Origin of the sequence: Rurimicrobium arvi (genome assembly GCF_039540495.1) — a bacterium.
Lineage (GTDB): Bacteria > Bacteroidota > Bacteroidia > Chitinophagales > Chitinophagaceae > Rurimicrobium > Rurimicrobium arvi.
Genome location: NZ_BAABEZ010000004.1, coordinates 113,796 through 138,946 on the forward strand (window position 1 = coordinate 113,796; position 25,151 = coordinate 138,946).

Annotated in this window: 22 protein-coding genes; 4 read left to right on the plus strand and 18 right to left on the minus strand. The window is 47.2% G+C overall.

The window, feature by feature from the left end; genetic code table 11:
- Positions 1-33 precede the first annotated feature (33 nt).
- On the minus strand, positions 34-342 hold the full coding sequence (locus tag ABD846_RS03315) for a DUF3467 domain-containing protein (protein ID WP_344822653.1): 309 nt from the start codon (positions 340-342) through the stop codon (positions 34-36).
- A 134-nt stretch (positions 343-476) separates the two neighbouring features.
- Between ABD846_RS03315 and ABD846_RS03320 the strand changes: the two genes are divergently transcribed.
- Positions 477-1,319 carry a VOC family protein gene (locus ABD846_RS03320; protein ID WP_344822655.1) on the plus strand — a complete coding sequence of 281 codons (843 nt, stop codon included), beginning with the start codon at positions 477-479 and terminating at the stop codon, positions 1,317-1,319.
- A gap of 31 nt (positions 1,320-1,350) precedes the next feature.
- On the opposite strand, the gene ABD846_RS03325 is transcribed toward ABD846_RS03320, so the two are convergent.
- The 12 genes from ABD846_RS03325 to hutH all read right to left on the minus strand — a co-directional run bounded on the left by ABD846_RS03325 (position 1,351) and on the right by hutH (position 15,808).
- Complete coding sequence (locus ABD846_RS03325) at positions 1,351-2,148, minus strand: class I SAM-dependent methyltransferase (RefSeq protein ID WP_344822656.1); 798 nt, start codon at positions 2,146-2,148, stop codon at positions 1,351-1,353.
- A 34-nt stretch (positions 2,149-2,182) separates the two neighbouring features.
- Positions 2,183-3,253, minus strand: coding sequence for a chorismate mutase (locus ABD846_RS03330; RefSeq protein ID WP_344822658.1), 1,071 nt, complete (start codon positions 3,251-3,253; stop codon positions 2,183-2,185).
- Positions 3,254-3,298: 45 nt separating this feature from the next.
- Positions 3,299-3,739, minus strand: coding sequence for a GNAT family N-acetyltransferase (locus ABD846_RS03335; protein WP_344822659.1), 441 nt, complete (start codon positions 3,737-3,739; stop codon positions 3,299-3,301).
- 4 nt (positions 3,740-3,743) lie between these two features.
- Complete coding sequence (locus ABD846_RS03340; RefSeq protein ID WP_344822661.1) at positions 3,744-5,795, minus strand: VWA domain-containing protein; 2,052 nt, start codon at positions 5,793-5,795, stop codon at positions 3,744-3,746.
- Positions 5,796-5,904: 109 nt separating this feature from the next.
- Positions 5,905-7,152 (minus strand): M16 family metallopeptidase, encoded by a 1,248-nt coding sequence (locus tag ABD846_RS03345; protein ID WP_344822662.1) that lies wholly within the window; start codon positions 7,150-7,152, stop codon positions 5,905-5,907.
- A gap of 45 nt (positions 7,153-7,197) precedes the next feature.
- The gene (pdxA, locus tag ABD846_RS03350) at positions 7,198-8,250 is read right to left on the minus strand and encodes a 4-hydroxythreonine-4-phosphate dehydrogenase PdxA (protein ID WP_344822664.1); all 1,053 of its coding nucleotides are present in this window, start codon (positions 8,248-8,250) and stop codon (positions 7,198-7,200) included.
- Between the two features lie 84 nt (positions 8,251-8,334).
- The gene (locus tag ABD846_RS03355) at positions 8,335-8,697 is read right to left on the minus strand and encodes an arsenate reductase family protein (protein WP_344822666.1); all 363 of its coding nucleotides are present in this window, start codon (positions 8,695-8,697) and stop codon (positions 8,335-8,337) included.
- Positions 8,698-8,718: 21 nt separating this feature from the next.
- The gene (polA, locus tag ABD846_RS03360; RefSeq protein ID WP_344822668.1) at positions 8,719-11,544 is read right to left on the minus strand and encodes a DNA polymerase I; all 2,826 of its coding nucleotides are present in this window, start codon (positions 11,542-11,544) and stop codon (positions 8,719-8,721) included.
- Between the two features lie 99 nt (positions 11,545-11,643).
- Entirely contained in the window at positions 11,644-13,197 is a 1,554-nt protein-coding gene (locus ABD846_RS03365; protein WP_344822669.1) for a YifB family Mg chelatase-like AAA ATPase, read from the minus strand.
- 36 nt (positions 13,198-13,233) lie between these two features.
- Positions 13,234-13,893 carry a LutC/YkgG family protein gene (locus ABD846_RS03370; RefSeq protein ID WP_344822671.1) on the minus strand — a complete coding sequence of 220 codons (660 nt, stop codon included), beginning with the start codon at positions 13,891-13,893 and terminating at the stop codon, positions 13,234-13,236.
- Positions 13,894-13,958: 65 nt separating this feature from the next.
- Positions 13,959-14,270, minus strand: a complete 312-nt coding sequence (locus ABD846_RS03375) for a phosphoribosylpyrophosphate synthetase (RefSeq protein ID WP_344822673.1) — start codon at positions 14,268-14,270, stop codon at positions 13,959-13,961.
- 65 nt (positions 14,271-14,335) lie between these two features.
- On the minus strand, positions 14,336-15,808 hold the full coding sequence (gene hutH / locus ABD846_RS03380; RefSeq protein WP_344822675.1) for a histidine ammonia-lyase: 1,473 nt from the start codon (positions 15,806-15,808) through the stop codon (positions 14,336-14,338).
- Between the two features lie 123 nt (positions 15,809-15,931).
- Here hutH and ABD846_RS03385 point away from each other — a divergent pair, with 123 nt between their 5' ends.
- Both ABD846_RS03385 and purE read left to right on the plus strand, forming a co-directional pair.
- Complete coding sequence (locus tag ABD846_RS03385) at positions 15,932-17,074, plus strand: 5-(carboxyamino)imidazole ribonucleotide synthase (RefSeq protein ID WP_344822676.1); 1,143 nt, start codon at positions 15,932-15,934, stop codon at positions 17,072-17,074.
- A gap of 15 nt (positions 17,075-17,089) precedes the next feature.
- On the plus strand, positions 17,090-17,569 hold the full coding sequence (purE, locus tag ABD846_RS03390; protein ID WP_344822678.1) for a 5-(carboxyamino)imidazole ribonucleotide mutase: 480 nt from the start codon (positions 17,090-17,092) through the stop codon (positions 17,567-17,569).
- On the opposite strand, the gene ABD846_RS03395 is transcribed toward purE, so the two are convergent.
- The 4 genes from ABD846_RS03395 to ABD846_RS03410 all read right to left on the minus strand — a co-directional run bounded on the left by ABD846_RS03395 (position 17,566) and on the right by ABD846_RS03410 (position 21,594).
- The gene (locus ABD846_RS03395; RefSeq protein WP_344822680.1) at positions 17,566-18,186 is read right to left on the minus strand and encodes a thioredoxin family protein; all 621 of its coding nucleotides are present in this window, start codon (positions 18,184-18,186) and stop codon (positions 17,566-17,568) included. The genes purE and ABD846_RS03395 overlap by 4 nt on opposite strands.
- 14 nt (positions 18,187-18,200) lie before the next feature.
- Positions 18,201-18,701: a MerR family transcriptional regulator gene (locus ABD846_RS03400; protein WP_344822682.1), complete on the minus strand. Its 501-nt coding sequence runs from the start codon at positions 18,699-18,701 to the stop codon at positions 18,201-18,203.
- A 29-nt stretch (positions 18,702-18,730) separates the two neighbouring features.
- On the minus strand, positions 18,731-19,327 hold the full coding sequence (gldD, locus tag ABD846_RS03405; RefSeq protein WP_344822684.1) for a gliding motility lipoprotein GldD: 597 nt from the start codon (positions 19,325-19,327) through the stop codon (positions 18,731-18,733).
- A 107-nt stretch (positions 19,328-19,434) separates the two neighbouring features.
- A complete protein-coding gene (locus tag ABD846_RS03410) occupies positions 19,435-21,594 on the minus strand; it encodes a peptidylprolyl isomerase (protein WP_344822686.1) in 2,160 nt (719 codons plus the stop codon).
- Positions 21,595-22,149: 555 nt separating this feature from the next.
- On the opposite strand from ABD846_RS03410, the gene nadA reads away from it, so the two are divergent.
- Entirely contained in the window at positions 22,150-23,160 is a 1,011-nt protein-coding gene (nadA, locus tag ABD846_RS03415; RefSeq protein WP_344822688.1) for a quinolinate synthase NadA, read from the plus strand.
- Between the two features lie 49 nt (positions 23,161-23,209).
- Here the strand turns inward: nadA and mnmG are convergent, their stop codons facing one another.
- Positions 23,210-25,078: a tRNA uridine-5-carboxymethylaminomethyl(34) synthesis enzyme MnmG gene (gene mnmG, locus ABD846_RS03420; protein WP_344822690.1), complete on the minus strand. Its 1,869-nt coding sequence runs from the start codon at positions 25,076-25,078 to the stop codon at positions 23,210-23,212.
- Positions 25,079-25,151 lie beyond the last annotated feature (73 nt).

Genomic DNA, 25,151 nt, shown 5'->3' on the forward strand with positions numbered 1-25,151 from the left:
AAGAACCTTGTAGGCTGATAAAAGAAGTAAATATTAAGCTTGGCCGGGGTTTCCGATCGGAGTGAACGGAACCTGTGTCTGTGCCTGCTCTTTAATGAGGCCGTTAGCGGCTTCAAATTGTTTAACATTATCGATCAGCGCGAGCATCAGGCGTTTGGCGTGCTGCGGTGTCATCACGATACGGGATTTCACTTTAGATTTGGGTGTGTTGGGCATTACATTCACAAAGTCGATAATAAACTCTGCGAAGGAGTGCGTGATCACCGCGAGGTTCGCATACTGCCCGTCTGCAACTTCTTCTGTAAGTTCTATGTTCAATTGTTGCTGATCCTGATTTTCCATTTCGTGGGTGTTTAAGTTTTTGTTTAAGGTGCAAAACTACTAAAGCTATCGCAAAAAGGATAGATCAATTAATGGTTAAGCGGAAAGGCATTCCATATTACTTATCTTCGTCTGACATCATAACAAATCCTACTATGAGCCATCCTGTTTATCCCTGCATCTGGTTTGACGGCAATGCAGCCGAGGCCGCTGATTTTTATATAGAAACATTCGGAAAAGGGGCAGTTACCGCCCACAATCCTGTAGTCACAAGTATTACCTTATCCGGCGAGCCTTTTATGCTGCTGAACGGGGGGCCAATGTTCCGGCCTAATCCGTCCATATCTTTTTACGTGGTTTGTGAAACTGTAGAAGAAGTGGACGCAGCCTGGAAAAAACTGGAGCAGGGCGGGCAGGTGCTTATGCCGCTCGGAACTTATCCCTGGAGCAGCCACTATGGATGGATACAGGATAAATACGGCGTTTCGTGGCAATTAGCATTTGGAAAAATGAGCGATGTCGGACAGAAATTTGCGCCTTTATTGCTTTTCTCCGGTGCACAAAACGGGAAAGCCGAAGAAGCGCTGAATCTGTACACGGATATTTTCCCTGATTCCATCTCCATGGGAATCGCACGCTACCAGGAAGGAGAGGGAGATACGCCCGGGCATGTAAAGCACGAGCAGTTCAGGATCAATGGTTTTGTGATGATGGGGATCGACAGCGGACATCCGCATCCGTTCTCCTTCAACGAAGGTATCTCGCTTGTTGTTTCCTGCCGCAACCAGGAGGAGATAGATCATTACTGGGAAAAGCTTACGGACAACGGTGGATCAGAAAGCATGTGCGGTTGGCTGAAAGATAAATTCGGGGTATCCTGGCAGATTGTTTTTGACGGTCTCGGATCGCTGATGAGCAGTCCGGAGCAATCAGTACGGGTTATAGAGCGACTGATGAAAATGAAAAAACTGATTATTGCTGATCTTGAAAATGCATAATAAAGCCGGAGGGAAATCCTCCGGCTTTTTTCTATAAAGGTGCCACTGTGTAATAAACGCAGGTAGTAATGAAATTGCGCAGAAAAGGTATATATCCTACAAAGGCGGCCTGTTTGCGTGGTTGCAGTCCGAATTTGAACTTATAGATCGGGTTGATCAGGTAATGCTGCTTGTGTATTACTTTAAGTCCGGCCCGCTTCACATATTTTTCAAATTGCCCGATGGTGATACTTGTATCCCAGATCTCCGCCAGTGTCCGGATGGTGGTTGGCGATTCTCCCATCATCTTCAGAAATCCGAGGTAAAGAGGTCTGGGCAGTATATGGTAATAAGGCAGCTTGCTGGTAAGCTTACCGGCGCATACCTGCTGATGCCCTCCGAAAGGCATATACCAGGGAGGAAACCCGAAAAATATCTGACCACCGGGTTTGAGAAACCGCATCAGGTGCGGGATAAATTTTTCCTGTTCCGGTACATGTTCGATCACATCCTTAAGGATGATAATATCGAAACTATGCTCATATCGTGCTACAAACGCTGCTTCGTAAATATTCTGGCAGACAAAGGTTGCTTTCCCTTTTGCCACTTCATCTGCAAGCAGGCGATTGGCATTATCGATCCTGTTCTGCTCAAGGTCCACACCGAGACAGGTACATCCTCTCTCCAGGAACGGACGCAGCACGCCGCCTTCCGAACAACCCACCTCCATCACACGTGTTGTTGCATCGATCACATGCGTGGATTCGATGAAGGGCAATACATAATGCGTGGAATTGTCGGCCTGCTGATCAAAGCGAACCTGAATATTGGTATGTTGGATAAGGGCCAATGGAGACTTGATTTATTCCGGTAAAAATACAGTTTTATTGCACTTTTGATGCAAGTTGCTCCAGTTGTTTACGTATGCTCTCATCATGAATGATCTGCCACAGCGCGGCGATATAATCCTGGTTGAGCGAAAGCCTGGCTGCTTGTGATTTCCGGGTTTCCATAATCTCCCGCCAGCGCTCCGGCTGATACGCGGTGATCTGGTTACGCCCCTTGATCTCCCCGAGCTGTGCGCTGAGCTCCATGCGCTTCGCAAGCAATTCAATAATTTCGGTATCGATATTGTCAGCAGACTGACGCAGGAACTCGATCTTCAGTAAATCCTCGCCTTCGGTCTCCGCCATTTCGCGGCGTATCACCAATCCGTCGAGCAGAACGGCGAGCTGGGCCGGGGTGATCTGTTGCGCCGCATCGGTAAGTGCATGTTCCGGATCAATATGTGTTTCGATCATCAGTCCGTCAAAACCGATATGCATTGCTTTCTGGGCCACAGTTGCAACATTGGCAGCCTTCCCCGTTATATGGCTCGGATCGCAGAAGATAGGTAATCCCGGCATTCTGCGGCGCAACTCCACCGGTATGATCCAGTGTGGTTGGTTGCGGTAGCCTGAATCACTCTTATACATCGAAAACCCGCGATGAATGGCAGCAATGTCACGTATGCCTGCTGCTGCGATGCGTTCTATAGCGCCCTGCCAAAGATCAGTGTCGGGATTTACCGGATTTTTGACCATCACTGCCAGCGATGTCCCTTTCAGCGCATCAGCTATATGCTGCACCTGGAAAGGGTTTACCGTAGTGCGTGCACCTATCCAGACACAATCCACTCCATAGCGCATTGCCTGCTCGATATGCTCGGCTTCGGCAACTTCCACTGTCAGGGAAAATCCGAAATGCTTTTTGATCTCCGCCATCCACTCCAGCGCCTCCACTCCTTTACCCTCAAATGAACCGGGTCTTGTGCGGGGTTTCCACACTCCGGCGCGGAAAAGTTTTATAGGTAATGATTGTAAGCCCTCAGCTGTTTGCCATAACTGTTCCCGGCTCTCTGCACTGCAGGGGCCTGCTATCAGGTATGGCTTCTGATCCCGATCAAATAAAGACATCAGGCAAAGTTAGGATTTAGCTGAAAGGAAAGTGTTTGGAAAAATCTATAATTCCTTAGACATAAGCTTATGCGGGATACCTACTTCCTCAAATGTATCGCCATGCACCGCATAACCCAGCTTTTCATAAAAGGGAATAGCTGTATTGCGTGCGTGCAGCATGATCTGCTTTGCTCCGTTGCTTCTCACAAAAGCTTCGGCAGCCTGCATCAGTTCGCGACCAATGCCTTTACCCTGAAAAGCGGAATCCACGATCATCTGCCGTAGCTTGATCACCTGACCCGGTAATGGCTTCGCCATCAGGCAACCGATTATCCTGGCCCCATCCTGCGCAATGAAAATATCATCTTCGAGGTCGCCCGAAGTATCCTCCTCGTACAGCGACTGACCTAAAGGCTTGCGCAGGCCCGTATCTCTGAGTGCAAATACTTCCGGAAATAAGGGGTGCCGGGCGTCGATCCGTGTTAGGGTAATAGTTGAGGACATTGCGTTATTTTAGTTCCAGTGAAGTGGTTTTGGTAGCATAAACGTGAAAAGCCACCACCTTTTCGGGCAACCCTGCTCCGAGTGTATAATGAATCTCATACAGTCCCGGAAGCAATTCCATAGTCTGAGAACCCGGATTACCGATAATATTGAGCGCTGAAAATTGCATAAACTTATCTCCAAGCTGGTAATAAAGGGTCGCCTTTCCGAGTGTCTCCGTATTGGTAACCTGCACGATTCCCGGTTCGTCAATGGGAATAATCACAGTTGCGCCAAACGTAAGATCGACCGAGCGTACCGAAACGGGAACCGTGTTAATTTCGATATGGTAGTTCCCGGGAGGATAGGGCATTATCGTATCGCAACGCTGGGTAACCATCGGTTGCGGCACGAAATTTCTTTTTACCTGGGCAAAATATTTGGAAACAGGTTCTTTATTGGTGCCACCGCGCCAAACGAATTTAAGCGAACCGCTGCTTACGGTGATGGTGATCTTATTACGTGTCTTCGCGACTATTTCCACGGATTTGAGGAAAGTCTTGTCGCTTCCCACAACACTGAGATTGTATACACCCGCCTGTACCTGTACCGGATCCGGATTACCGTTTTCGTCTACCGTGCGGTAAAATAATTTTACGGGCTTATTGGTCGCCGGGTCGCTTAACTGGATCTGCGGTGTGGTACTGTAAAACCTGCCGTTACCATCCGTGAATACTACTTCTACGAGCGTTTGGTCTGCAGGTGTTTTTTCCTGTGTATAATTTGCCGGCGCAAGTGCAGGCTTTACCGGTGCAGGAGTTGGGGTGGGCCTGGCAGCGACAGCAGGCTTAGCAGTTGCGGGCGTTGGAGTCGGAGTTGCTTTTACGGGTGCAGGTGCCGGAGTTGCCACCACTGCCGGTGTTTCTTTCACAAACTTTGTCAGTTCCATTGGATGAACCGGAATCTGCTTGGGCGAAGGAATAACAGTAAGCAAACGCATATTTCTGGGCTTACGGCCGCCAACGGCAGGCAATGGCTTAAGCGCGGTTCGCAGTACCGGTTTGGGAGGTTCGGGAGGCCGGTTGCCTATCGCCGACAGCAGGAACGGTCTTACCGGTACCGGTGCTGCAGCAGGAGGTACTGCTTCCTGAATTACCTTAAATGTCCTTTTCCCGGATTTAAGACGCAAAGGCTGGATATTTTCTTTTTTACGCGGTGCAGGAGCAGGTTTGGGTATTTCCTGTCGGGGTTGCACCGGTACGATCTGTTGCGTGGAATCTGTCTTCCTGATCTGAATCGGGATGCGTATCGTATCCGGGATAACTGCAGGCCTGGATGGCACTACAGGTTTTGGTGTTTCCGGTTTTGCCGTTACAGGCATTACGGGAATCACTGCTCCGGTTTTTGCCCGGATAAATCCTTCCCGGTGACCATCTACAATTTTCGAGATTACAGGGGTTTGCTGTGCAGCATTACTGACCGTGAGGAAGGTGCCGAGACAGGCGTACATATCTTTCAGCGGTGCATAATCCACCAGACTGACAATATAAGGCTTAAAGAAAATTTTACGCTGCAGCAGTTTATTCACCACCTGGCAGATATCGCCGTCGCAGCTTTCTCCACCGTCCGTGACGAGAATGATGCTATAGGCATATTTACTTTCATTTTCGAAATCTTCCATAGCTGCCTCGCTGAGAGAATAGGCAATCGGCGAAACACCGTAGCCATGAAGCGATTCGAGGCGGGTAGACATCTGGATTCCGCTGTAACGCGAAAAACCGATCTCAAGCTTAGTATCATAGCAGTTACGTTCCTGAGCCGGATACTGATGCCCGAATACACGCAAACCGAATTCGACCTTATCATTCGCTGCACTCAGGCTGTCCAGCAGGGTAAGTATAAAGGTCCGTGCCTGTTGAAACCGAGTTTTACCGGGCGTCCAATCTTCGGCCATACTGGAGGAGCCATCCAGTAAAAATAAAACCCTGGGGGTCTTTTCTTTGGATTGCTCAACCTGCGCGGATGAGACAAGCGGAAACAATAACAGGAAGCAGAAAATAAAACGACGAAATGCCATGAAGCGCTGAAATAAAGTAAATACGGCGTCACAAACATAGTTCATTTATTTTGGTTTGTGCCTTAAAGCGATGATAATAAAAAGGCCCCGTTTACCGGGGCCTGAAAGATTATGCATTTGCGGGAGCAGACAAATAAAAGAGCGTGTTTTCGTTGCCTTCGCGGAACACATCGCGTGCTGTAGCCAGCAACCCTTCACTGGTGACCGCCTGATATTTGTTCAACTCGTCGTTGATCTGGGCGGCGTCTCCCAGCAATTCGTAAAAGGCAAGGTTATTTGCACGGGACAGCAAACTCATATCTTCAAATGCGATCATCGATTCGATCTTATTCTTTGCTTTTTCCAGTTCGCTGTCGCTTACGCCATCTTTCAGCAATAGCGCAATTTCTTCTCTGATCGCTTTATCCGCTTCCTCCGGAAGTTTGTCTGCCGCAATTTTACCTTCTATCACCAGCAGACCTGCATCGAGGCTGCCGGTATGATAACAGTTGATATTGCTGAACAGTTTCTGTTCTTTTACCAGCGAGCGGTACAGGCGGGATGCGTAGCCGTTTCCCATGATCTCGGTAATCAGATCACATTCGTGGTATCCCTTTTGCAATCTGGCCGGCATATGCCAGGCCTTATAAAGCGCATTCAGCGGAACATCGCGGTGCAGTGTTTCCGTACGCGGTGCTTCCTGCCGGGGTTCCTGCGGCAGAGCACGTGTGTACTGCTCTCCTGAAGGAATACCCCCAAACCATTTTTCCGCCATTGTACGCACTTCTTCTTTGCTTATGTCTCCGGCAACACACAGAATAGCATTCTGCGGGTTATAGTGTTTAAAGAAAAAATGTTTTACGTCTTCAAGCTGTGCATCTTCGATATGCTTCAGCTCTTTCCCGATGGTCATCCACCTGTAAGGATGCTGCTGGTAGCACAATTCACGCAGGTACTTCCAGGCATCGCCGTACGGCTTGTTGATATAGTGTTCCTTAAACTCTTCGCATACTACTTTCCGCTGCACCTCAAGGCTTTTCTTACTGAACGCCAGCGATAGCATGCGATCGCTTTCCAGCCAGAAAGCAGTCTCCATATTCTGCTTTGGCAGCTGGATATAATAATTGGTAATATCGTTGGTGGTGTAGGCATTGTTCTCACCTCCTGCCATCTGAAGCGGCGTATCGTAATCCGGGATATGTACCGAACCGCCAAACATGAGGTGCTCAAATAAATGTGCAAAACCTGTCTGTCGGGGATCTTCGTCGCGGGCGCCCACATCGTATAAAACATTCACGGCTACCATCGGAGATGCAGCATCGTGGTGTACGATTACCCGCAATCCGTTGTCCAGCGTAAATTTTTCGAATTGAATCATTGTTCTTGCTTGTCTCTTTGTATGATAGGTGGCTGCGTATATTCTTTAATCGCGCTCTTTCTCCATTTTGCGGCGACGGAGCGGATTTGCCGTATATTCATCGTATTGCTCTCTCTGGCGTACGAGGTTTACCGCCTGAAACACTGCTTCCAGGAAGGAGCCGTTGTCCGCAAGGTTTTTTCCTGCAATGTCGAAAGCGGTTCCGTGATCGGGTGAAGTACGGACCACCGGAAGTCCGGCCGTAAAGTTCACACCTTCGCCGTGCGCAAGGGTTTTGAACGGAATCAGTCCCTGATCGTGGTACATAGCAAGTATCGCATCGAAATTGCGATAATTGCCTTTCGCGAAAAATCCGTCTGCGCTGTATGGACCGAACACGAGATGTCCCTGCTGTTTCCATTGGTCCACCAACGGTTTGATCACTGTCTGCTCTTCTGTACCGATCATGCCATCGTCTCCGGCATGGGGGTTAAGGCCCAGCACCGCGATCTTTGGCTTGTCGATCCCGAAATCACGTACCAGCGTATCGCGCAGGAGTGTCAGCTTACTTTGCAGATTTTCGGTAGTGATATGATCCGACACTTTGTCTACGGGCACATGCTCTGTTACGAGCGCCACGCGCAGATCATTATGGTAAAGCAGCATCAATACATCTTTCGCTTCAAATTTATCTTTCAGGAAAGGTGTATGACCGGAATAAGGAAAATTCGCAGAGTGGGCATTCGCTTTATTGATCGGGCCGGTTACCAGTGCATCCAGCTGACCATCTTTCAGGCATTGCGCCGCAACCTCCAACGAGCGAACCGCATACTTACCTCCTGCTTCCGTGAGCACTCCCGGCTGGATGGGTACTTCCTCATCCCAGCAGTTAAATACATTCACCTGCTTGGTATTCAGTTTGTCCATCTCCTTCGTGCTGTTAAAATTCAGCTGGTGATCGGAAACAATACGTCGATAGTAGTTGATCACCTTATTGGAGGAAAAGATAACCGGTGTGCAGATATCAAGGATACGGTTATCTGACAGTGTTTTAATGATCAGTTCCGGACCCACTCCATTGATGTCTCCGGTAGTGAATCCAATAATCGGTTTTTCCATATTGCGCTAGGCCTGAAATGAATGAATGATCTACAAAAATAGTCTTAATTTATGCAAATAAGACGTGAAGTTTCACCTCCGGTGCTATAGCTGAGATGCTCTTTCCTTCAGTGCCTGAACGTTGGCTTTTGTGTTTCCGATAAATATTTCTTTATCGATCACAGCAACGGGCCGCTTCAGGAATGTATACTCTTCCAGTATCAGGTTGCGGAAATCTTTTTCGGAAAGGTTCACATCTTTCAATCCTCTTGCCGTATACTGCATGGAACGGCGGCTGAACAGCGCTTCGTAGTTGCCCGCGAGTGCTTTCATATCATCCAGTTGCTTTGCAGTTATCTTGTCGGTCTTGATATCCTGCATGTCAAATTTGTCCGGGGTTATGCCCGCCTCCTGTATGATCTTCTGACAGGTGGAGCAGGTAGCGAGATAATAAAATATGGGTCTCATGATCTTGTATTGTTTATGTGATTAATGGGCCTCAAGCCAGTTGGCACCGAAGCCGCTTTCTGCCTTTACGGGAACCCCGTTGGGCAGCGGCATCGCCTGTTCCATTTCCGTTACGATGAGCTGCTGCACCATTTCGATTTCATTTTTCGGAACATCAAGCACCAATTCATCGTGCACCTGAAGGATCATTCTCGTCTGAAGTTTTTCCCGTTTCAGCGCGTAGTGAACGGCGATCATCGCACGCTTGATCATATCCGCCGCGGTTCCCTGTATCGGCATGTTGATGGCGTTGCGTTCAGCGTAGCCGCGTACTACCTGATTACCGCTTACGATATCCGGAAGCCAGCGCTTACGGCCGGAGAGGGTTTGTACGTAACCATGATCATGTGCAAAACTGATGGTAGTGCTCATATAACGGCGAATGCCTGCAAACTGTGTGAAATAAGCATCAATGATGCCTTTGGCTTCGGTACGCGAGATACCCAGGTTTTCTGCAAGTCCAAAAGCCGACTGTCCGTAGATGATTCCAAAGTTTACGGCTTTTGCGTTACGGCGCATGGTTTTATCTACTTCCGCTTCCGGAACGCCATACACGTTAGCTGCGGTGGCGGTATGAATGTCTTTTCCCTCGCGGAATGCCTGTATCATGCGCTCATCTTCGCTGATAGCAGCAATAATGCGCAGTTCTATCTGTGAATAATCCGCAGACAGCAGCACATGATCTGCGTCCCGCGGAATAAATGCTTTCCGGATCTCTCTTCCGCGCTCTGTTTTGATCGGTATATTTTGCAGATTAGGGTTGTTGGAACTCAGTCGCCCCGTAACCGCCACTGCCTGATTAAACGAAGTATGAAGCCGGCCTGTTTTGGGGTTGATAAGTTGCGGCAATGCATCCACATACGTACTTTTCAGTTTGGTCAGTTCACGGTAGGCGAGAATGTCGTCCACGATCTGATGTTGATTGCGCAGTTTCTCGAGGACATCTTCACCCGTCGCATATTGCCCGGTCTTTGTCTTCTTTGCTTTAGGATCGAGCTTCATGTGCTCAAATAAAACTTCGCCGAGCTGTTTCGGAGAGGCGAGATTAAAACGTACACCTGCCTGCTCGTATACGCGCGCTTCCGCAAGCCCTATATCCGTCTGTAATTCCTTAGAGTAATTGATCAGGAAATGCTCATCCACGCGAATGCCTTCGTACTCCATATCGGTGAGCACCGGCACCAGGGGATTTTCTATTTCCCGGAATACGCGCTCGACATCTCTTTCTTTCAGTAAAGGATCGAACACCTGTTTGAGCTGAAACGTAACGTCCGCATCTTCTGCCGCATAATCTTTGATCTCATTCAACGGTACATCGCGCATATTTCCCTGTGTCTTTCCCTTTTTACCGATAAGGGTTTCTATAGACACCGGTTCGTAATTCAGGTATTTCGTACTGAGCACATCCATATTCCGTTTACCCTCCGGCTCTATCACATAGTGCGCCAGCATTGTATCATATATTTTTCCTTTGAGCTCGTATCCGTACCATTTCAGCATCAGCATATCATACTTGATATTCTGTCCGATCCACTCTTTATCTTCATCTTCAAAAACAGGACGGAATCTTTCAAGTATCGCCACCACACTTTCGGCGTCGGCCGGTACGGGCAGATAGTATGCCTTTCCTTTTTCCCATGCAAAGCTCATACCCACCAGTTCGGCAAGGTTCGCATCAATATTCGTTGTTTCCGTATCGAAGCAGATCTCTTTCTGCGCCTGCAGCTGAGGCAGGAATGTGTCCAGGTCCGTTTCACTAAGTAAGGTATACTCATGCGGCAATGTGTGGATCGTATCGGTGCTTTGCGGCAGCATATCAAACAGCATCTGCTGCGTGGGGCCAAGCAACGCAGCGGCATCTTCCTTAGCGGGAGCGGCAGTCTTCGTACGCACGTCATTACCGAAAAGGTCCTTATTCACGGGAGCTGCCGGAGCTTCACCCAGCAATCTTGCAGCCAGTGTTTTAAATTCGAGCTCGGCAAACACTTCCTTCAGTGCATCTTTGTCCCAGTCTTTCACACGGAAATCTTCTTCGTGAAATTGCACGGGTACATTTGTGATGATCGTGGCGAGGCGTTTGGACATAATCGCACTTTCTTTTCCCGCACGAACTTTCTCTCCGAGTGCGCCTTTTATCTCATGTGCAAATTCTAGTACATTCTCCAGTGTATCATACTGGGCAAGGAGTTTAGCGGCTGTTTTTTCCCCAACGCCTTTAATACCCGGTATATTATCGCTCGCATCGCCCATCAGTCCCAGCAGATCGATCACCTGGTCCACACGCTTGATATCCCATTTTTCGCACACTTCTTTTATACCCAGTACCTGCGGCCCCTGACCAAAAGCGGCGGGTTTGTAGATCAGTACCTGTTCCTTCACAAGTTGTCCATAGTCTTTATCGGGGGTAACCATGTATACGGTGTACCCCAGGTCTGCCGCTTCCCACGCCAGTGTGCCGATCAGGTCGTCAGCTTCGTAACCGTCCAGTTCCTTGCAGGGCAGACTGAAACCGCGTATGATTCGTTTGATATCGGGTATGGCCTGCAACAGGTCTTCGGGCGCCTCCTGACGATTGGCCTTGTAATCGGTGAAGTCGTCGTGGCGTACGGTTGCCGTTTGCGTATCGAAAACCACAGCGAGGTGAGATGGCTTTTCTTTATTCAGCAATTCCAGCAGGGTATTGGTAAAGCCAAACTGGGCATTGGTATTTTTGCCTTTCGAGGTAACACGCGGATTACGCTGCAGTGCGAAATATGCACGGTAGATCAGCGCCATAGCGTCTAACAGAAATAATTTTTTCTCTGACATGGCACGAAGGTAAATGGGTTTTAAAGAAAATGGTGAACAAGGAACGTCGGAATACCCATGTATCGAAAATTAATCTAAGACCTGTTTGTCCGGAGCAGTTTATCCCGCCCATCCTTCACGATCGAGGCTTCGGTACTGTATCGCTTCTGCGAGAAACTCGGGCCGGATCATTTCGCTACCGGCCAGATCAGCTATGGTGCGCGACACCTTCAGAATCCGGTCGTAAGCCCGCGCTGAAAGATTGAGCCGCTCCATAGCCGTTTTCAGCAATTTTGCGCCTACCGGACTGATCGCGCATACTTCCCGTAATTGCCGGGTACCCATCTGTGCGTTGCAATATATACCTTCCTGATCCGCAAAACGCTGTTCCTGCAATTCCCGGGCTTTGATCACTCTTGCTCTGATGGTGGCACTATCTTCGGCGCCGTTTTTTTGCAGGTTTTCGCTGCTCAGTTCAGAAAAAGATACGGGAGTTACTTCCACATGCAGGTCTATACGGTCCAGCAAAGGCCCCGATACTTTATTGAGATAACGCTGCACCGCAACAGGAGCACAGGAACACTGCTTTTCCGGGTGATTGTAATAGCCGCAGGGACAGGGATTCATGGAAGCGATCAGCATAAAGCTTGCCGGGAAATCTACGCTCAGCCGGGCCCGTGAAATGGTCACATGCCGTTCTTCCATCGGTTGCCGCATTACCTCCAGCACCGTACGTTTGAATTCCGGCAATTCATCCAGAAATAAAACCCCGTTATGTGCGAGCGATATTTCACCCGGTTGCGGAACACCTCCTCCGCCCACCAGTGCAGCATCGCTTACCGTATGATGCGGTGCGCGAAAAGGTCTCTGCGCAATAAGCGAAGCATGGCCCGGAAGCTTTCCTGCAACAGAATGTATCTTGGTAGTCTCCAGTGCTTCGTGCAGTGTAAGCGGCGGAAGAATGGTAGGCAGCCTTTTCGCAAGCATTGTTTTGCCCGCTCCCGGAGGACCTATCAGGATTGCGTTGTGTCCGCCGGCCGCCGCGATCTCCAACGCACGCTTTACATTTTCCTGTCCTTTCACATCACTGAAGTCGAGCTCAAAATGCTGCTGATTTTCGAAAAATTCTTCGCGTGTGTTTACCACAACAGGTTTCAGGGTGGAGGGATCACGGAAAAAATCAATTACCTCAAGAATGTGATGTACGCCATACACTTCCAGGTTGTTCACAAGAGCGGCCTCGCGTGCATTGGCTGCGGGCAGTATCATCCCTTTGAACTGTTCGTTCCGCGCCTGAATAGCCATGGGCAAAGCGCCACGGATAGGCTGCAGGGAGCCGTCCAGCGACAGTTCTCCCATAATAATATAATCGGACAGGAAATCGGCAGCTATCTGACCTGAAGCTGCCAGCATACCCAGTGCAATCGGCAGATCGTAGGCGGAACCTTCTTTACGGATATCCGCCGGAGCCATATTCACGAGTATTTTGGTACGGGGACGATCAAAGCCGTTATTCTTGATCGCGGAAACAATACGCTCCAGACTTTCCTTGACCGCGTTGTCCGGTAGCCCTACTATAAAATAACCGGTCATTCCACCGGTGTCGTCCACTTCAATAGTGATTGTAATGGCCTGCACGCCCTGTACGGCGCTGCCTGAAACTTTTACCAGCATAGTTCTTCTTAGTTCTTCTGATTCGTCTGTTAGTTATCATTGATCAATGTAGATGCAGAATACTTCTTTGGGGCCATGCACACCGGTTACCAGTGTCTTTTCTATATCCGCAGTACGGCTGGGACCTGTCTGCAGGCTGATCATGGAAGGAGGCTGATCTTTATATTTCTTCTTTACTTTTTCGTAGGCATCGGCGATGTCATACACCAGGTCGCTCTGGTAAGCAACCACAATATGCACCGGATAAAATACCGGGCTTACGCGGCCGAATTCCTGGCGGCTGCTGATGAGGAATGAACCCGTGCGTGCTATGAGTGCTTCACAACGTGTGATACATGCATCAGCAGTATCGTCTGCGTTATCCGGCGGCAATACAAAATGCAGTTGCGCTTGTCGCGCTCTGTCCAGGTAATGGCTATCTGCACAGAATAATTTCTGCCAGCCGAATGTGGTGTGAAGTGCCGCAATCTGCTGCAGCGCTTCTTCATCGTTTGCACAGTAGATATACTTACCGCCAAGAGACAAAAAGCTTTCCGCAAACAATTCGTCATTGCTGAGCTCACTGTGAACAAATCCATCCTTCGGATCAAAATGCTCGGCTTCGGGAAATGGCATCGACGCAGCATGATCGCGCAATGCAGCACGTATCTTACCGAGTATCTTTTCCCTGGTGGCCGAACCTTTTTGTACCAACATGATTATTCGTGTTTTCGTAAACGAAGATACAGATTTTGCAGAGCAGTAAGTGGTTAAGATCCTTACTATTCGTGATGCACACTTAATTTACGTATCATCTCATCGCTTTTGGAATCGGCATATGCACCAAAAGCATTTACCAGTACTCCATGTATATCATAATGCGTCGAACTGATCGCATATACGATCATTTCATCGCCGGGATCCGTGTTCCCCTCAAAACGGTAAAATTCATCTATTTCAAATTCCCGTGGGGAAAGCGCTTTGTCGTTATGGTACACGAGTATATCTCCGCCTGCGCCCAGGTTAAAATCAACCGTGTATCCGCGAGCTTTCAGATCGTTCACTGCCTCAGAAACGGTGTCGTAGCTTTTCATAAAAAAACCGGTTTTTCGTTACACTGAAGGTACGCGAAAAACCGGTAAAGATTATTGAAACAGTACTACAGGGAGGCAATCCGCTGATTCAGGAATTGTTCTGCACGCACCATATCGTCATGCAGGATGCGGTCTTTGTCCATAAAGGAAATTTCTTTACGGAAAGCCTGCAATATGCGTTCCAGTGCCGGTGAAGTTTGCAGCGGACGACGGAATTCCATTGCCTGCGCAGCAGTAAGCAACTCGATTGCCAGCACACGCTGTACGTTCTGCAGTACCTTATACAATTTGGTGGCGGCATTCGCACCCATGCTCACATGATCTTCCTGTCCGTTGCTGCTCACGATACTGTCGGCAGATGCAGGAGTGCAGTATTGCTTGCTCTGACTTACAATACCGGCAGCGGTGTATTGAGCGATCATAAATCCGGAATTCAGTCCTGCGTCCGGTGCGAGGAAAGGTGGTAACCCACGCTGACCGCTGATGAGCAGATAGGTTCTGCGTTCTGAAATATTTCCAAGTTCTGCCATAGCAATAGCGAGAAAGTCCAACTGCAGTGCCATCGGCTGCCCGTGGAAATTACCACCGCTTACTATAAGATCTTCTTCGGCTATCACCAGCGGATTATCGGTTACTGCATTGATCTCGGTATGCAGCACTTCGCTGAAGAAGCGCAGACTGTCTTTGCTCGCGCCATGTACCTGGGGAATGCAACGGAAAGAATAAGGATCCTGTACCTGCTCCTTATGTTGCTGCTGCAATGTACTGCCGGCAAGATAGCTCCGGATATTGGCCGCCGTCTCCATCTGTCCTTTGTGCGGACGGATCGTGTGAATAGTCGGGTGGAACGGATCTGCTTTCATCATGAATGCTTCTCCGGAAATAGTGGCTATCGCATCTGCCCATTCAGAGAGTCGGCTGGCTGCCGTATAAGCCCAGGAACCATAACCGCTCATGAATTGTGTCCCGTTCAGGAGCGCCAATCCTTCTTTCGCCGCCAGGCTCAGAACGGGAAGACCTTCTGCCTGCAATGCTTCTGCAGAGGAGACAATAGCGCCTTTATAATACACTTCGCCTTTACCGAGCAAAGGCAGACTCATATGTGCCAGCGGAGCGAGGTCTCCGGAAGCTCCGAGCGAACCCTGCTCGTATACCACAGGTATGACATTCCGGTTGTACATTTCCGCAAGCCGCTCTACAATAACCGGGCGCACACCACTGTAGCCTCCGCAAAGTCCTTTTATTTTCAGAAAAAGCATCCAGCGTACGATCTCTTGCGGTACGCGATCACCCATACCGCAGGCGTGGCTGCAGACAAGGTTTTCCTGAAGTAAAGAAAGATCTTCAGGACTCACAACCACATTGCACAGTGACCCGAAACCGGTGTTGATACCATAGTGTACTTTCCCCTGCTTCAGTTTGTCGTCCAGGAAATCACGGTTACGGCGCACACGTTCCATCGCAGCAGTGGATAAAACGATCTGATCGGGCAACTGGTTGCCGATCTCATTTATTTGAATATGTTCTGGTAATTCCATCCCGGCAAATATATATTTTTTGGGCGGCACCGCGGAAAGCGCGCATGCCGGATCGACTGTAAATGTTTTCCGCCGGGCTAACTTGCGGCTTTTGCCTAATTTCGCAGCAGAAAATACAATCTCTTGGAATACTTACAACCGGATAAACTAAGAATCGGCGTATTGGGTGGCGGTCAACTGGGCCGCATGATGATCCAGAGCGCTATCAACCTGAACCTGCAGATATGCTGCCTGGACCCGGACCCAAATGCTCCCTGCAAACACATTGCCAACGAATTCAGCGTGGGCAGCCTCAATGATTACGACACAGTTTATGCCTTTGGAAAGGATAAGGATGTGATCACTATTGAGATCGAGAATGTGAATACCGATGCGCTGAAGCAATTGCAAAGCGAGGGCAAAAAAGTGTTTCCCCAACCTGAGGTGGTAGAACTCATCAAGGACAAGGGATTGCAGAAACAGTTTTATCAGCAGCATCATATTCCCACACCTTCATTTGTGCTGGTATCCGGCAAATCCGAAATCGCGCAGCACGCAGCAGCTTTTCCTTTTTTTCAGAAAATGCGTACCGGCGGCTACGATGGCAAAGGCGTTGTAAAACTTTCCGATCCGCAACAGCTGGACCAGGCTTTTGATGTACCATCGGTTCTGGAGTCGCTGGTTGACTTTGAAAAAGAGATTTCAGTAATCGTTGCGCGCAACGAAAAAGGGGAGAGCTCCTGCTTCCCTTCTGTGGAATGCGCGTTCAATCCGGAAGCCAATCTTGTGGAATTCCTGTTTTCTCCGGCAGACATCAGCAATGATGTGGAATCTCAGGCAATTCAGATTGCTACCACTGTTGCGGAAAAACTCGGGATTATCGGATTGCTCGCCGTGGAACTGTTTGTCACTAAAGACGGGAAAGTGCTTGTGAATGAAATTGCCCCCCGACCACACAACAGTGGCCATCATACAATAGAAGGAAACGTAACATCACAATTTGAGCAGCATCTGCGTGCGATCACCAATATGCCATTAGGCAATACGGATATTGTTCGTCCGGCTGTAATGATCAATCTGCTGGGAGAAAAAGGATACGAAGGTGCCGCCCGCTATGAGGGATTAGACGCAGCGCTAAGCGAAAGCGGTGTGTACGTGCATCTGTACGGAAAAGCGATCACCAAGCCGTTCCGTAAAATGGGGCACATCACTGTGGCAGACAAAGAACTGACTGTAGCTACTGCAAAGGCAAGACAACTTAAAGACACTGTAAAAATCATCTCTTAGTAAATATACTTTTCTATGGTAGGAATTATTATGGGCAGCGCCAGCGATCTCAATGTAATGAACGAAGCGGCAGCTGTATTGCAAAAACTCGGTGTTACTTATGAACTCAATATCGTATCGGCGCATCGCACACCCGAACGTATGTTTGAATACGCCAAGTCGGCACACGAGCGTGGTATTAGAGTGATCATAGCAGGCGCGGGTGGGGCTGCGCATCTGCCGGGCATGGTGGCATCGCTTACTGCGTTGCCGGTAATCGGTGTACCGGTAAAGTCCAGCAACTCTATAGATGGATGGGATTCTTTGCTGAGCATTGTACAGATGCCCAATGGAGTTCCGGTTGCCACGGTTGCACTGAACGCCGCTCAGAACGCAGGCATTCTTGCCGCCCAGATATTAGGCACCCATGACCAGGAATTATTTAAAAGATTGGTTGCTTTCAAAGAAGAACTGAAAACGAAAGTGCTCAAAAGCGTAGAAGAACTGAAAGCTTAGTCTTCGTCTTTTTCGTCCGCTTCCTCGTCTTCGGCGCCCTGTTTTTTGGCATTAGGCTCAACACCGGTTTTCACATGGGAAGCCGGTGTTGTCATTTGCATGGGTTTCCCCTCGCTCTCTGAAATGCGGAGCAGGTCTGCCTCAACAGTGGTTTTTGCGTTTTCAACAATACGACCCAGCTCTTTACCATTTTTGGTGACGATAATTGTCGGAACCATCGTCACTCCATAAGCCTGTTGCTCGTTTTCTTTAGACAATTTATTGCGGTCTACAGCATACATTTTATAATTGGTGAAACAGTGCGCCAGGAGCATGGTCTTATAGAGTTTGGGCAACAGATTCTGCGTGTCTTCACACCAGGTGCCCATAAATATGATCAGGTTACAGGAAGGCAGATTCTTTTTAAGTTCCTCAACCACGAGCGGATCCGGGTTATAGGCATTGCTGGCGGTAGTGAGCCAGCTGAAGGAAGCTTCATCGTTCAGGTCATCAAAGGTACAACGGCCTACATACATCGTCTGACCGGTATTCTGGTCTTTGGTAATATCAAAACCATATTGGGCCTCAGCTGCGTTGCACAATAACAGAGCAACAAAAAGATTCCATATTTTTTTCATATCCGGTGGCGTTTTTATATCTGGCGGCGTAGCTGCAATAAGGTTTCCCGCAGTGCCTTAAGTGTGTTGATAATATTACTTTTCTGAAGTTCTTCCAGATTAGTGTTCTTCAGTTCTTTCATTTTGGCTTTGGCACCGGCAATTGTAAATCCCTGAATTTTTACGAGATGATGAATCAGTTTCAGCTGCTCGATATTTTCGGGGGTATATAAGCGGTCGCCCTTGCGGTTTGTGCGCATTTTCAGCGCGAACTGAATAGTCCAGAAACGTATGTGGGATGTGCGTACTTTGAACATCTTGGCTATCTCTCCGATAGCGTAATAATTTTTTGTCGTCCCGGATTCGCCGGCTGCGATCTTTGTTGCTTTTGCAGCGGGCTCAGGCGTATTTTCATCGGACTCCTCATACGTCTCTGCAACTTTTTCCTTTTTGGGAGTACGCTTCTTTTTTTCCGGAGTTTCCTTCGGAATCTCTACAGGATCCTCGTCAAAAAGGGAAAGTATGCGCACATTCATACCTTACAAATGTAATTCAATTTACAGGATTATTTCCAGCGCATCGTCTTAAGTAAATGTTGTATATCCTGCTTCAGGAAGTCGTTCAGCGGCTTCAATGAATCGGCATTCGGAGTCACATCAAAATAAAGTGCCCCGCGGATAAAATGGTGCAGTGAATCTGTAGCTACAAACTGGTATTTGGAAGCAGCTTCTCCGCCCCATTCGTACAGATACCCGTTAACTCCGTATTCGTTTTTAAAATCGTAGGGAATCTGGTAGTCGGCACGCTTTGTGTGATAGTAAGACATGAAGTGTGCGTCGTCGAGCAATTTCTCCAATGTCTGGGTACCATTGATGGTTTTGTAGGAAAGGTAAATTACGCCGTTACCGATAGAAGGAAAATTGATATTCAGCCAATACGGATTGTCCGGAGATTTGTCGAATACAAGTTTATCGCGACTGATGCGCGCATAAGTTGGGTATTCGAATGAGTAGGGGAAAGCCTCCTGGTCAAATAATTGATAGCTATGTGATGCAGGAGTATCCACCCGTGCATAGGCCCGGGGTTTCGGAACAGGATCTTCCGGACGGCAGGCTGCCAGCAGCGCAAACCCGATCGGGAACAGCAAAATCTTACTACGCATAATATACCTTTCAAAACTAATCATTTCCGCGCGACTTTTAAAAAACCAGCGCAAAGAAAAAGCGACATCCGTAATCGGATGTCGCTTCTTTTTATTTTCAGATGACCTTAGCGGATGTTATCATTGTAATATTTTACGTTCGCTTTGCGCATCAGCATTTCCTGCAGGTTATTTCCGATGGTACGCTGCATTTGTTGCTGCTCCATCATCTGTTGCTGCTGGAAAACCGCAGCTTCATTCGGATTTGCCTGTTTTGGAACACGCTGTGTGATCACCATATAGCTTACTCCGTCCTGTCCTTTGATGGCCGGGGAGATAGAACCAACTTTTGCATTTTTGTAGAAAGAGTAACCTACTACTTTAGGCTCATATCCTACGCTTGCCAGGTAGGGAACAGTATTGGTAAATGAATCTGCAGCGAGAACAGGCTGACCTGCGGCCTGGGCAACAGCTTCCAGGGATGTCTGGGATTTGTATTTCTCAACAATCTTATCCATTTTCTTTTCCATTCTTACAATGTTCTCCAGTTCGGGCTTCACTGCGTCATTGACTTTCAGTGTTCCTTTGCTCTGAATATTGGTGAGCTTGGCAATAATATAACGTGTATTCGGAGACGTAACTTTCAATACTTCGGAAACATCACCTTGTTTAGCGTCATACATCCAACGAACGATTTCACGGGCAGGGCCCAGTCCACCGATTGAGAAATCCTGCACACGTACCTGATCTGCTTCTCTCTTTTGCATTTTTGTTGCTGTCACACCTTCTTCAAATTTTGCGCCTTTATATTTGGAAGCAAATTCTGTAGCTTTTGAGTAGATCTCTGTTTCTGTTGCATCGCTTGGATACAGAGATTTGGTGATGAATGCAATCTTGGTTCCGTTCTGGAGATTTTTCTGATCGTTGATTCTGACGATATGGTAGCCGAATTGTGTTTTTACCACTTTGATTTCTCCGGTTTTCCCCATAAACGTGAAATCGTTGAATTCGGGAACCATCTGTCCGTAAGCAAAATAACCGAGATCACCGCCTTTATCACTGTTCTGCTTATCGGCGGAGAACTGGCGTGCGACTGAATCGAAATTAGCAGCACCGCTCTGGATTGCGAGCATAAGACTGTCTGCCATTTTATGCGCAGCGCTGTCGTTCATTTGCTGTGTGGGCTGAATCAGGACGTGTTGTGCTTTTACAGAATCCGGCATTTCACGGCGGTCTGTAATTTTCGCAATCACGAAAGACTTACCATCTATATAAGGACCTACAACTGTTCCTACCGGCTGAGACAGCAGGGTATCTGCATAAACAGATTTCAATGAAGATTTTGTAAAGTAGAAATCACGGTAAGCATCTTCGGAGTTAGTATTTACAAAGTCTTTCAGCTGGTCTCCGCTTTTTACTGTCAGATCCTGTTTGAGTTTAGCCAGAGACTCTGCAGCTGTGTTGGTATCCTCGGTGCTCGGTACCACATCGAATGCTACGTAATCAATTCCGCGCATATCTTCTTTCAGCTCAAAGCGTTTTTTGTGCTTTTCAACATAGCTGTTGATATCAGCGTCTGTCAAAGGAACTTCGCTATCGGGGATAGTGGTTGCGGGTACTTTCACCACACGTATGCTGGCCATTTCATTCTGAGCGGCCATTTTATAATCCACCATAAATTTAGGTGAATACATACTTGCATTAACCAGTCCGTTAAAGCGTTGCATCTTATATTGATGCATCGCAAAAGACTTATAATTTTCCCACTGCTCACGCTCTTTTTCCAACGCATTCAGGTCTACCTGGGCAGGAGGATTTGCGAGTTGCTCCTCATAAGCCTTGATACGGGATGGATCAAAACCGCCTGTTTCCGGATTCGTGAAAACAGGGTAGTTCATTATAATATTGCTGGGTGTGGTACCATATACCACATCTTTCATTTCTTTGTCTGAAATAGTGATTCCCAGTTTGCTTAATTGCTTATCAATAATCTTTTCATTCACCAGGTCACGCAGCGCCTGCTCGCTGATCTGAGCACGGATCTCGTCCGTCATTTCGCGGTTCTGGTTACTGATGGAAAAGACTGTATTGTATTCGCGAACGCGTTTATCAAATTCGAGAGGGTCAACAGAAGATCCGTCTACTTTGGCCAATGCTTTGCTGCTTCCGAATATACTTCCGCTATTACTGTTAAATGCATCGTTAACCACGAACGCTATCAGCGACACGGCAATAACACCGCCGGCCAGCTTCGCATACTTGTCTCTTATCTTTTGGATGATAGCCATTAGAAGGGTTGATTATATTTTTTGAATGAGCGCAAACATACACAAAAAATATTGTATAGCGCTATCCGAAACGCATCAAAAATATATACGCAGCATTTTATCTTACAGGAAGTAAACTGTTGCACCCCCCGCAGCGGAAAATTTTCTAAAAAAAGCATTTTTACAGGATGAAACTGTGGATTAAAATGCTTTTCCCCATTCAAATGTGGATTTTTGTGGAAAACCCGGGGTTACGGATGGTATTTCCTGCCACTTTCCTCACATTATTTATTTGCCTCTATAAATTTTATAAAAAAGTTCCATTTTGGTTACAACTTCTTAACATTCCATTCTGCTATTCACACTTCATCACTTTTGCACATGCCAATAATTTTATTGTTTTCTTTTAATCCCCAAATAGCGAAATAGCAATAGCTTTGCGTGTGGATTACTGTGGAAATAATCTGAATAAAGCGGCTTCGGCATAAAAGCAAATAGAATTCCGGTTTTGTTTCCCCATATTCACAGCTGTAATTGTAATAGTTCTTTTTTAAAAAATTTTTCTAAGAATATTCTATGGTCGCAAATGAAGCTGAAATTTTGGGTTCCGTCGCCAAAAATGGTTTTTACGATATCGATGTCGATCCTACCCTCGATCTCTTCGCGGAGATCAATCGTCTGAAAAAAGAAAAAAACGCGGTGATCCTTGCTCATTATTATCAGGAACCGGATATACAGGACATAGCTGACTATATCGGGGATAGCCTTGGATTGGCCCAGGCGGCCGCAAAAACGGACGCAAAGATGATTGTGTTCGCAGGGGTTCACTTTATGGCAGAAACGGCTAAAATCCTCAATCCTGATAAGAAAGTGCTGCTTCCTGATCTGAATGCGGGCTGCTCACTCAGTGATTCCTGTCCGCCCGAATTATTTGCCCGTTTCAAAGCAAAATACCCTGATCATATTGTAATTTCTTATATAAATTGCTCAGCTGGTATTAAGGCATTAAGTGATATTATCTGCACTTCAGGAAATGCAAGTCAGATTGTGAATTCTCTTCCGCAGGATCAGAAGATCATATTCGCTCCTGATAAAAATCTTGGTGCATATATCAATAAGCAATCGGGAAGAGAAATGGTATTGTGGAACGGCGCCTGTATGGTACATGAAATTTTTTCGCTTGAAAAAATCACTCGTTTGAAAGAGCGGCATCCGAACGCGAAATTCATTGCTCATCCTGAATGTGAAGAAGCGGTGCTCGCACTTGCTGATTATATCGGAAGTACGACCCAATTGCTGAAGTATACCGAACAATCGGATCTCAACGAATTTATTGTTGCTACGGAAACAGGTATCTTGCACCAGATGCAGAAGGCTTCACCTGATAAAACATTTATACCTGCGCCTCCGGATAATGCCTGTGCTTGTAACGATTGTCCGCATATGAAACGTAATACACTGGAAAAATTATATTTGTGTATGAAGTATGAACAGCCGGAAATTATTATGGATGAAACTTTGCGGCTGGCTGCTAAAAAGCCGATCGACAGAATGATGGATCTCAGCAGACAATTCGGTCTGATATAAATAGAGTTACTGTCAAAATAAAAAGGCTGCTTTTAAAGCAGCCTTTTTATTATCGTCCCATAAAGACCATCAGTATCTGAATGTCGCTTGGATTTACTCCCGATATCCGACCAGCCTGTCCCAATGTCTTTGGTTTTATCTTTTCCAGCTTTTGTCTTGCTTCCGCACTCAATGCAGTCAATTGCTGATACGAAAAAGAGTCAGGGATCACGAGATCGTCCAAATTGTTCATTTTTTGGGCTAATTCACGCTCTTTTTGGATATAAACGTCATATTTCGCCTGAATCTCAGCTTGCTGGAGGTTGGTACGGTCTACGCTTCCTATACGGGCTTTTAAATGAGGCACTGCGGCCACCAATTCTTCGATTTCAATATTCGGGCGTAACAGTAATTTATAAGCTTTACTTTTTTCGGTAAGCGGTGCCGACTGTTTTTGTTCCAGGAATGAGTTAATGGTATCCGGTTCTACACTTGTCTCCATCAGTACTTTTTTAATTTCTGCTACTGATGATTCTTTATCTTTCATCAGCTGATATCGTTCTTCTGATGCAAGTCCGAGCTCATACCCTTTTTGTGTCAGCCGCAGGTCGGCATTATCCTGTCGGAGTAATGTACGGTATTCTGCACGACTGGTAAACATACGGTAAGGTTCGTCGGTACCTTTATTAATGAGATCATCAATCAGTACCCCGATGTAGGCTTCATCACGCTTGAGTGCAAAAGGATCTTTACCATGTGCATTGTTATGAGCATTGATTCCGGCCATCAATCCCTGACAGGCAGCTTCCTCATAGCCGGTCGTTCCGTTGATCTGACCCGCAAAGAACAGATTTTTCACCAGCTTCGTTTCAAGATTATAGTTGAGTTGGGTTGGTGGAAAATAGTCGTATTCGATTGCATATCCCGGTCTGAAGAATTTGCAATTTTCGAAGCCCGGTATTTTAGTCAGAGCATTATATTGTACTTCCTCCGGAAGAGAGGTACTGAATCCGTTCACGTATATTTCAACTGTATTGAATCCTTCCGGTTCTACAAATAATTGGTGTCGGTCTCTCTCTGCAAACCGGTTAATTTTATCTTCAATACTGGGACAGTATCTGGGGCCACTACCCTGTATTCTTCCCTGGAACATTGGAGATTGGTCGAAGCCCGTTTTAAGGATATCATGTACTTCCTGACTGGTATAGGCTATCCAGCAATGTTTTTGTTGTTCCGGTTTTATTTTTTCTACTGGTAGATAAGAGAATCCTACAATTTCTGTGTCCGGTTCCTGGATTTCCATTTTTGAATAGTCAAGGCTTCTTCCATCAATCCTTGGAGGTGTCCCGGTTTTTAATCTGTCGGATTCAAACCCCAATTCCACGAGTTGCTCTGTAAGACCGGTGGCTTTGCTTTCGCCCATTCTTCCCCCGCCGAATTGTTTTTCACCGATATGGATGACTCCATTGAGGAATGTTCCATTGGTTAATACTACCGATTTTGCTTTGATCTCCTGCCCCATTCCGGTTATTACTCCACTAATTGTTCCACGTGAAACAATCAAACCCTTTACCATATCCTGCCAAAAATCAATGTTGGGCGTTTGCTCCAGCATTTCTCTCCAGGTTTGCGCAAATAACATTTTATCATTTTGCGTTCTTGGACTCCACATTCCCGGACCTTTACTCTTATTGAGCATGCGGAACTGGATCATACTTTTATCACTTACAATTCCGCTATATCCTCCTAATGCATCGATCTCACGTACTATCTGTCCTTTTGCAATTCCTCCCATAGCCGGGTTACAGCTCATTTGAGCTATTGTTTGCATATTCATAGTGATCAATAAAACCTTTGATCCCATATTTGCGGCAGCGGCGGCGGCTTCACAACCTGCATGGCCCGCCCCTACCACAATAACATCATACTCTTTAAACATAGTGCAAAGATAGTGAACTCCTTTCTATAGGCTTGTAATAAATGAACGCTCCGAATGTTTCACGTGAAACATT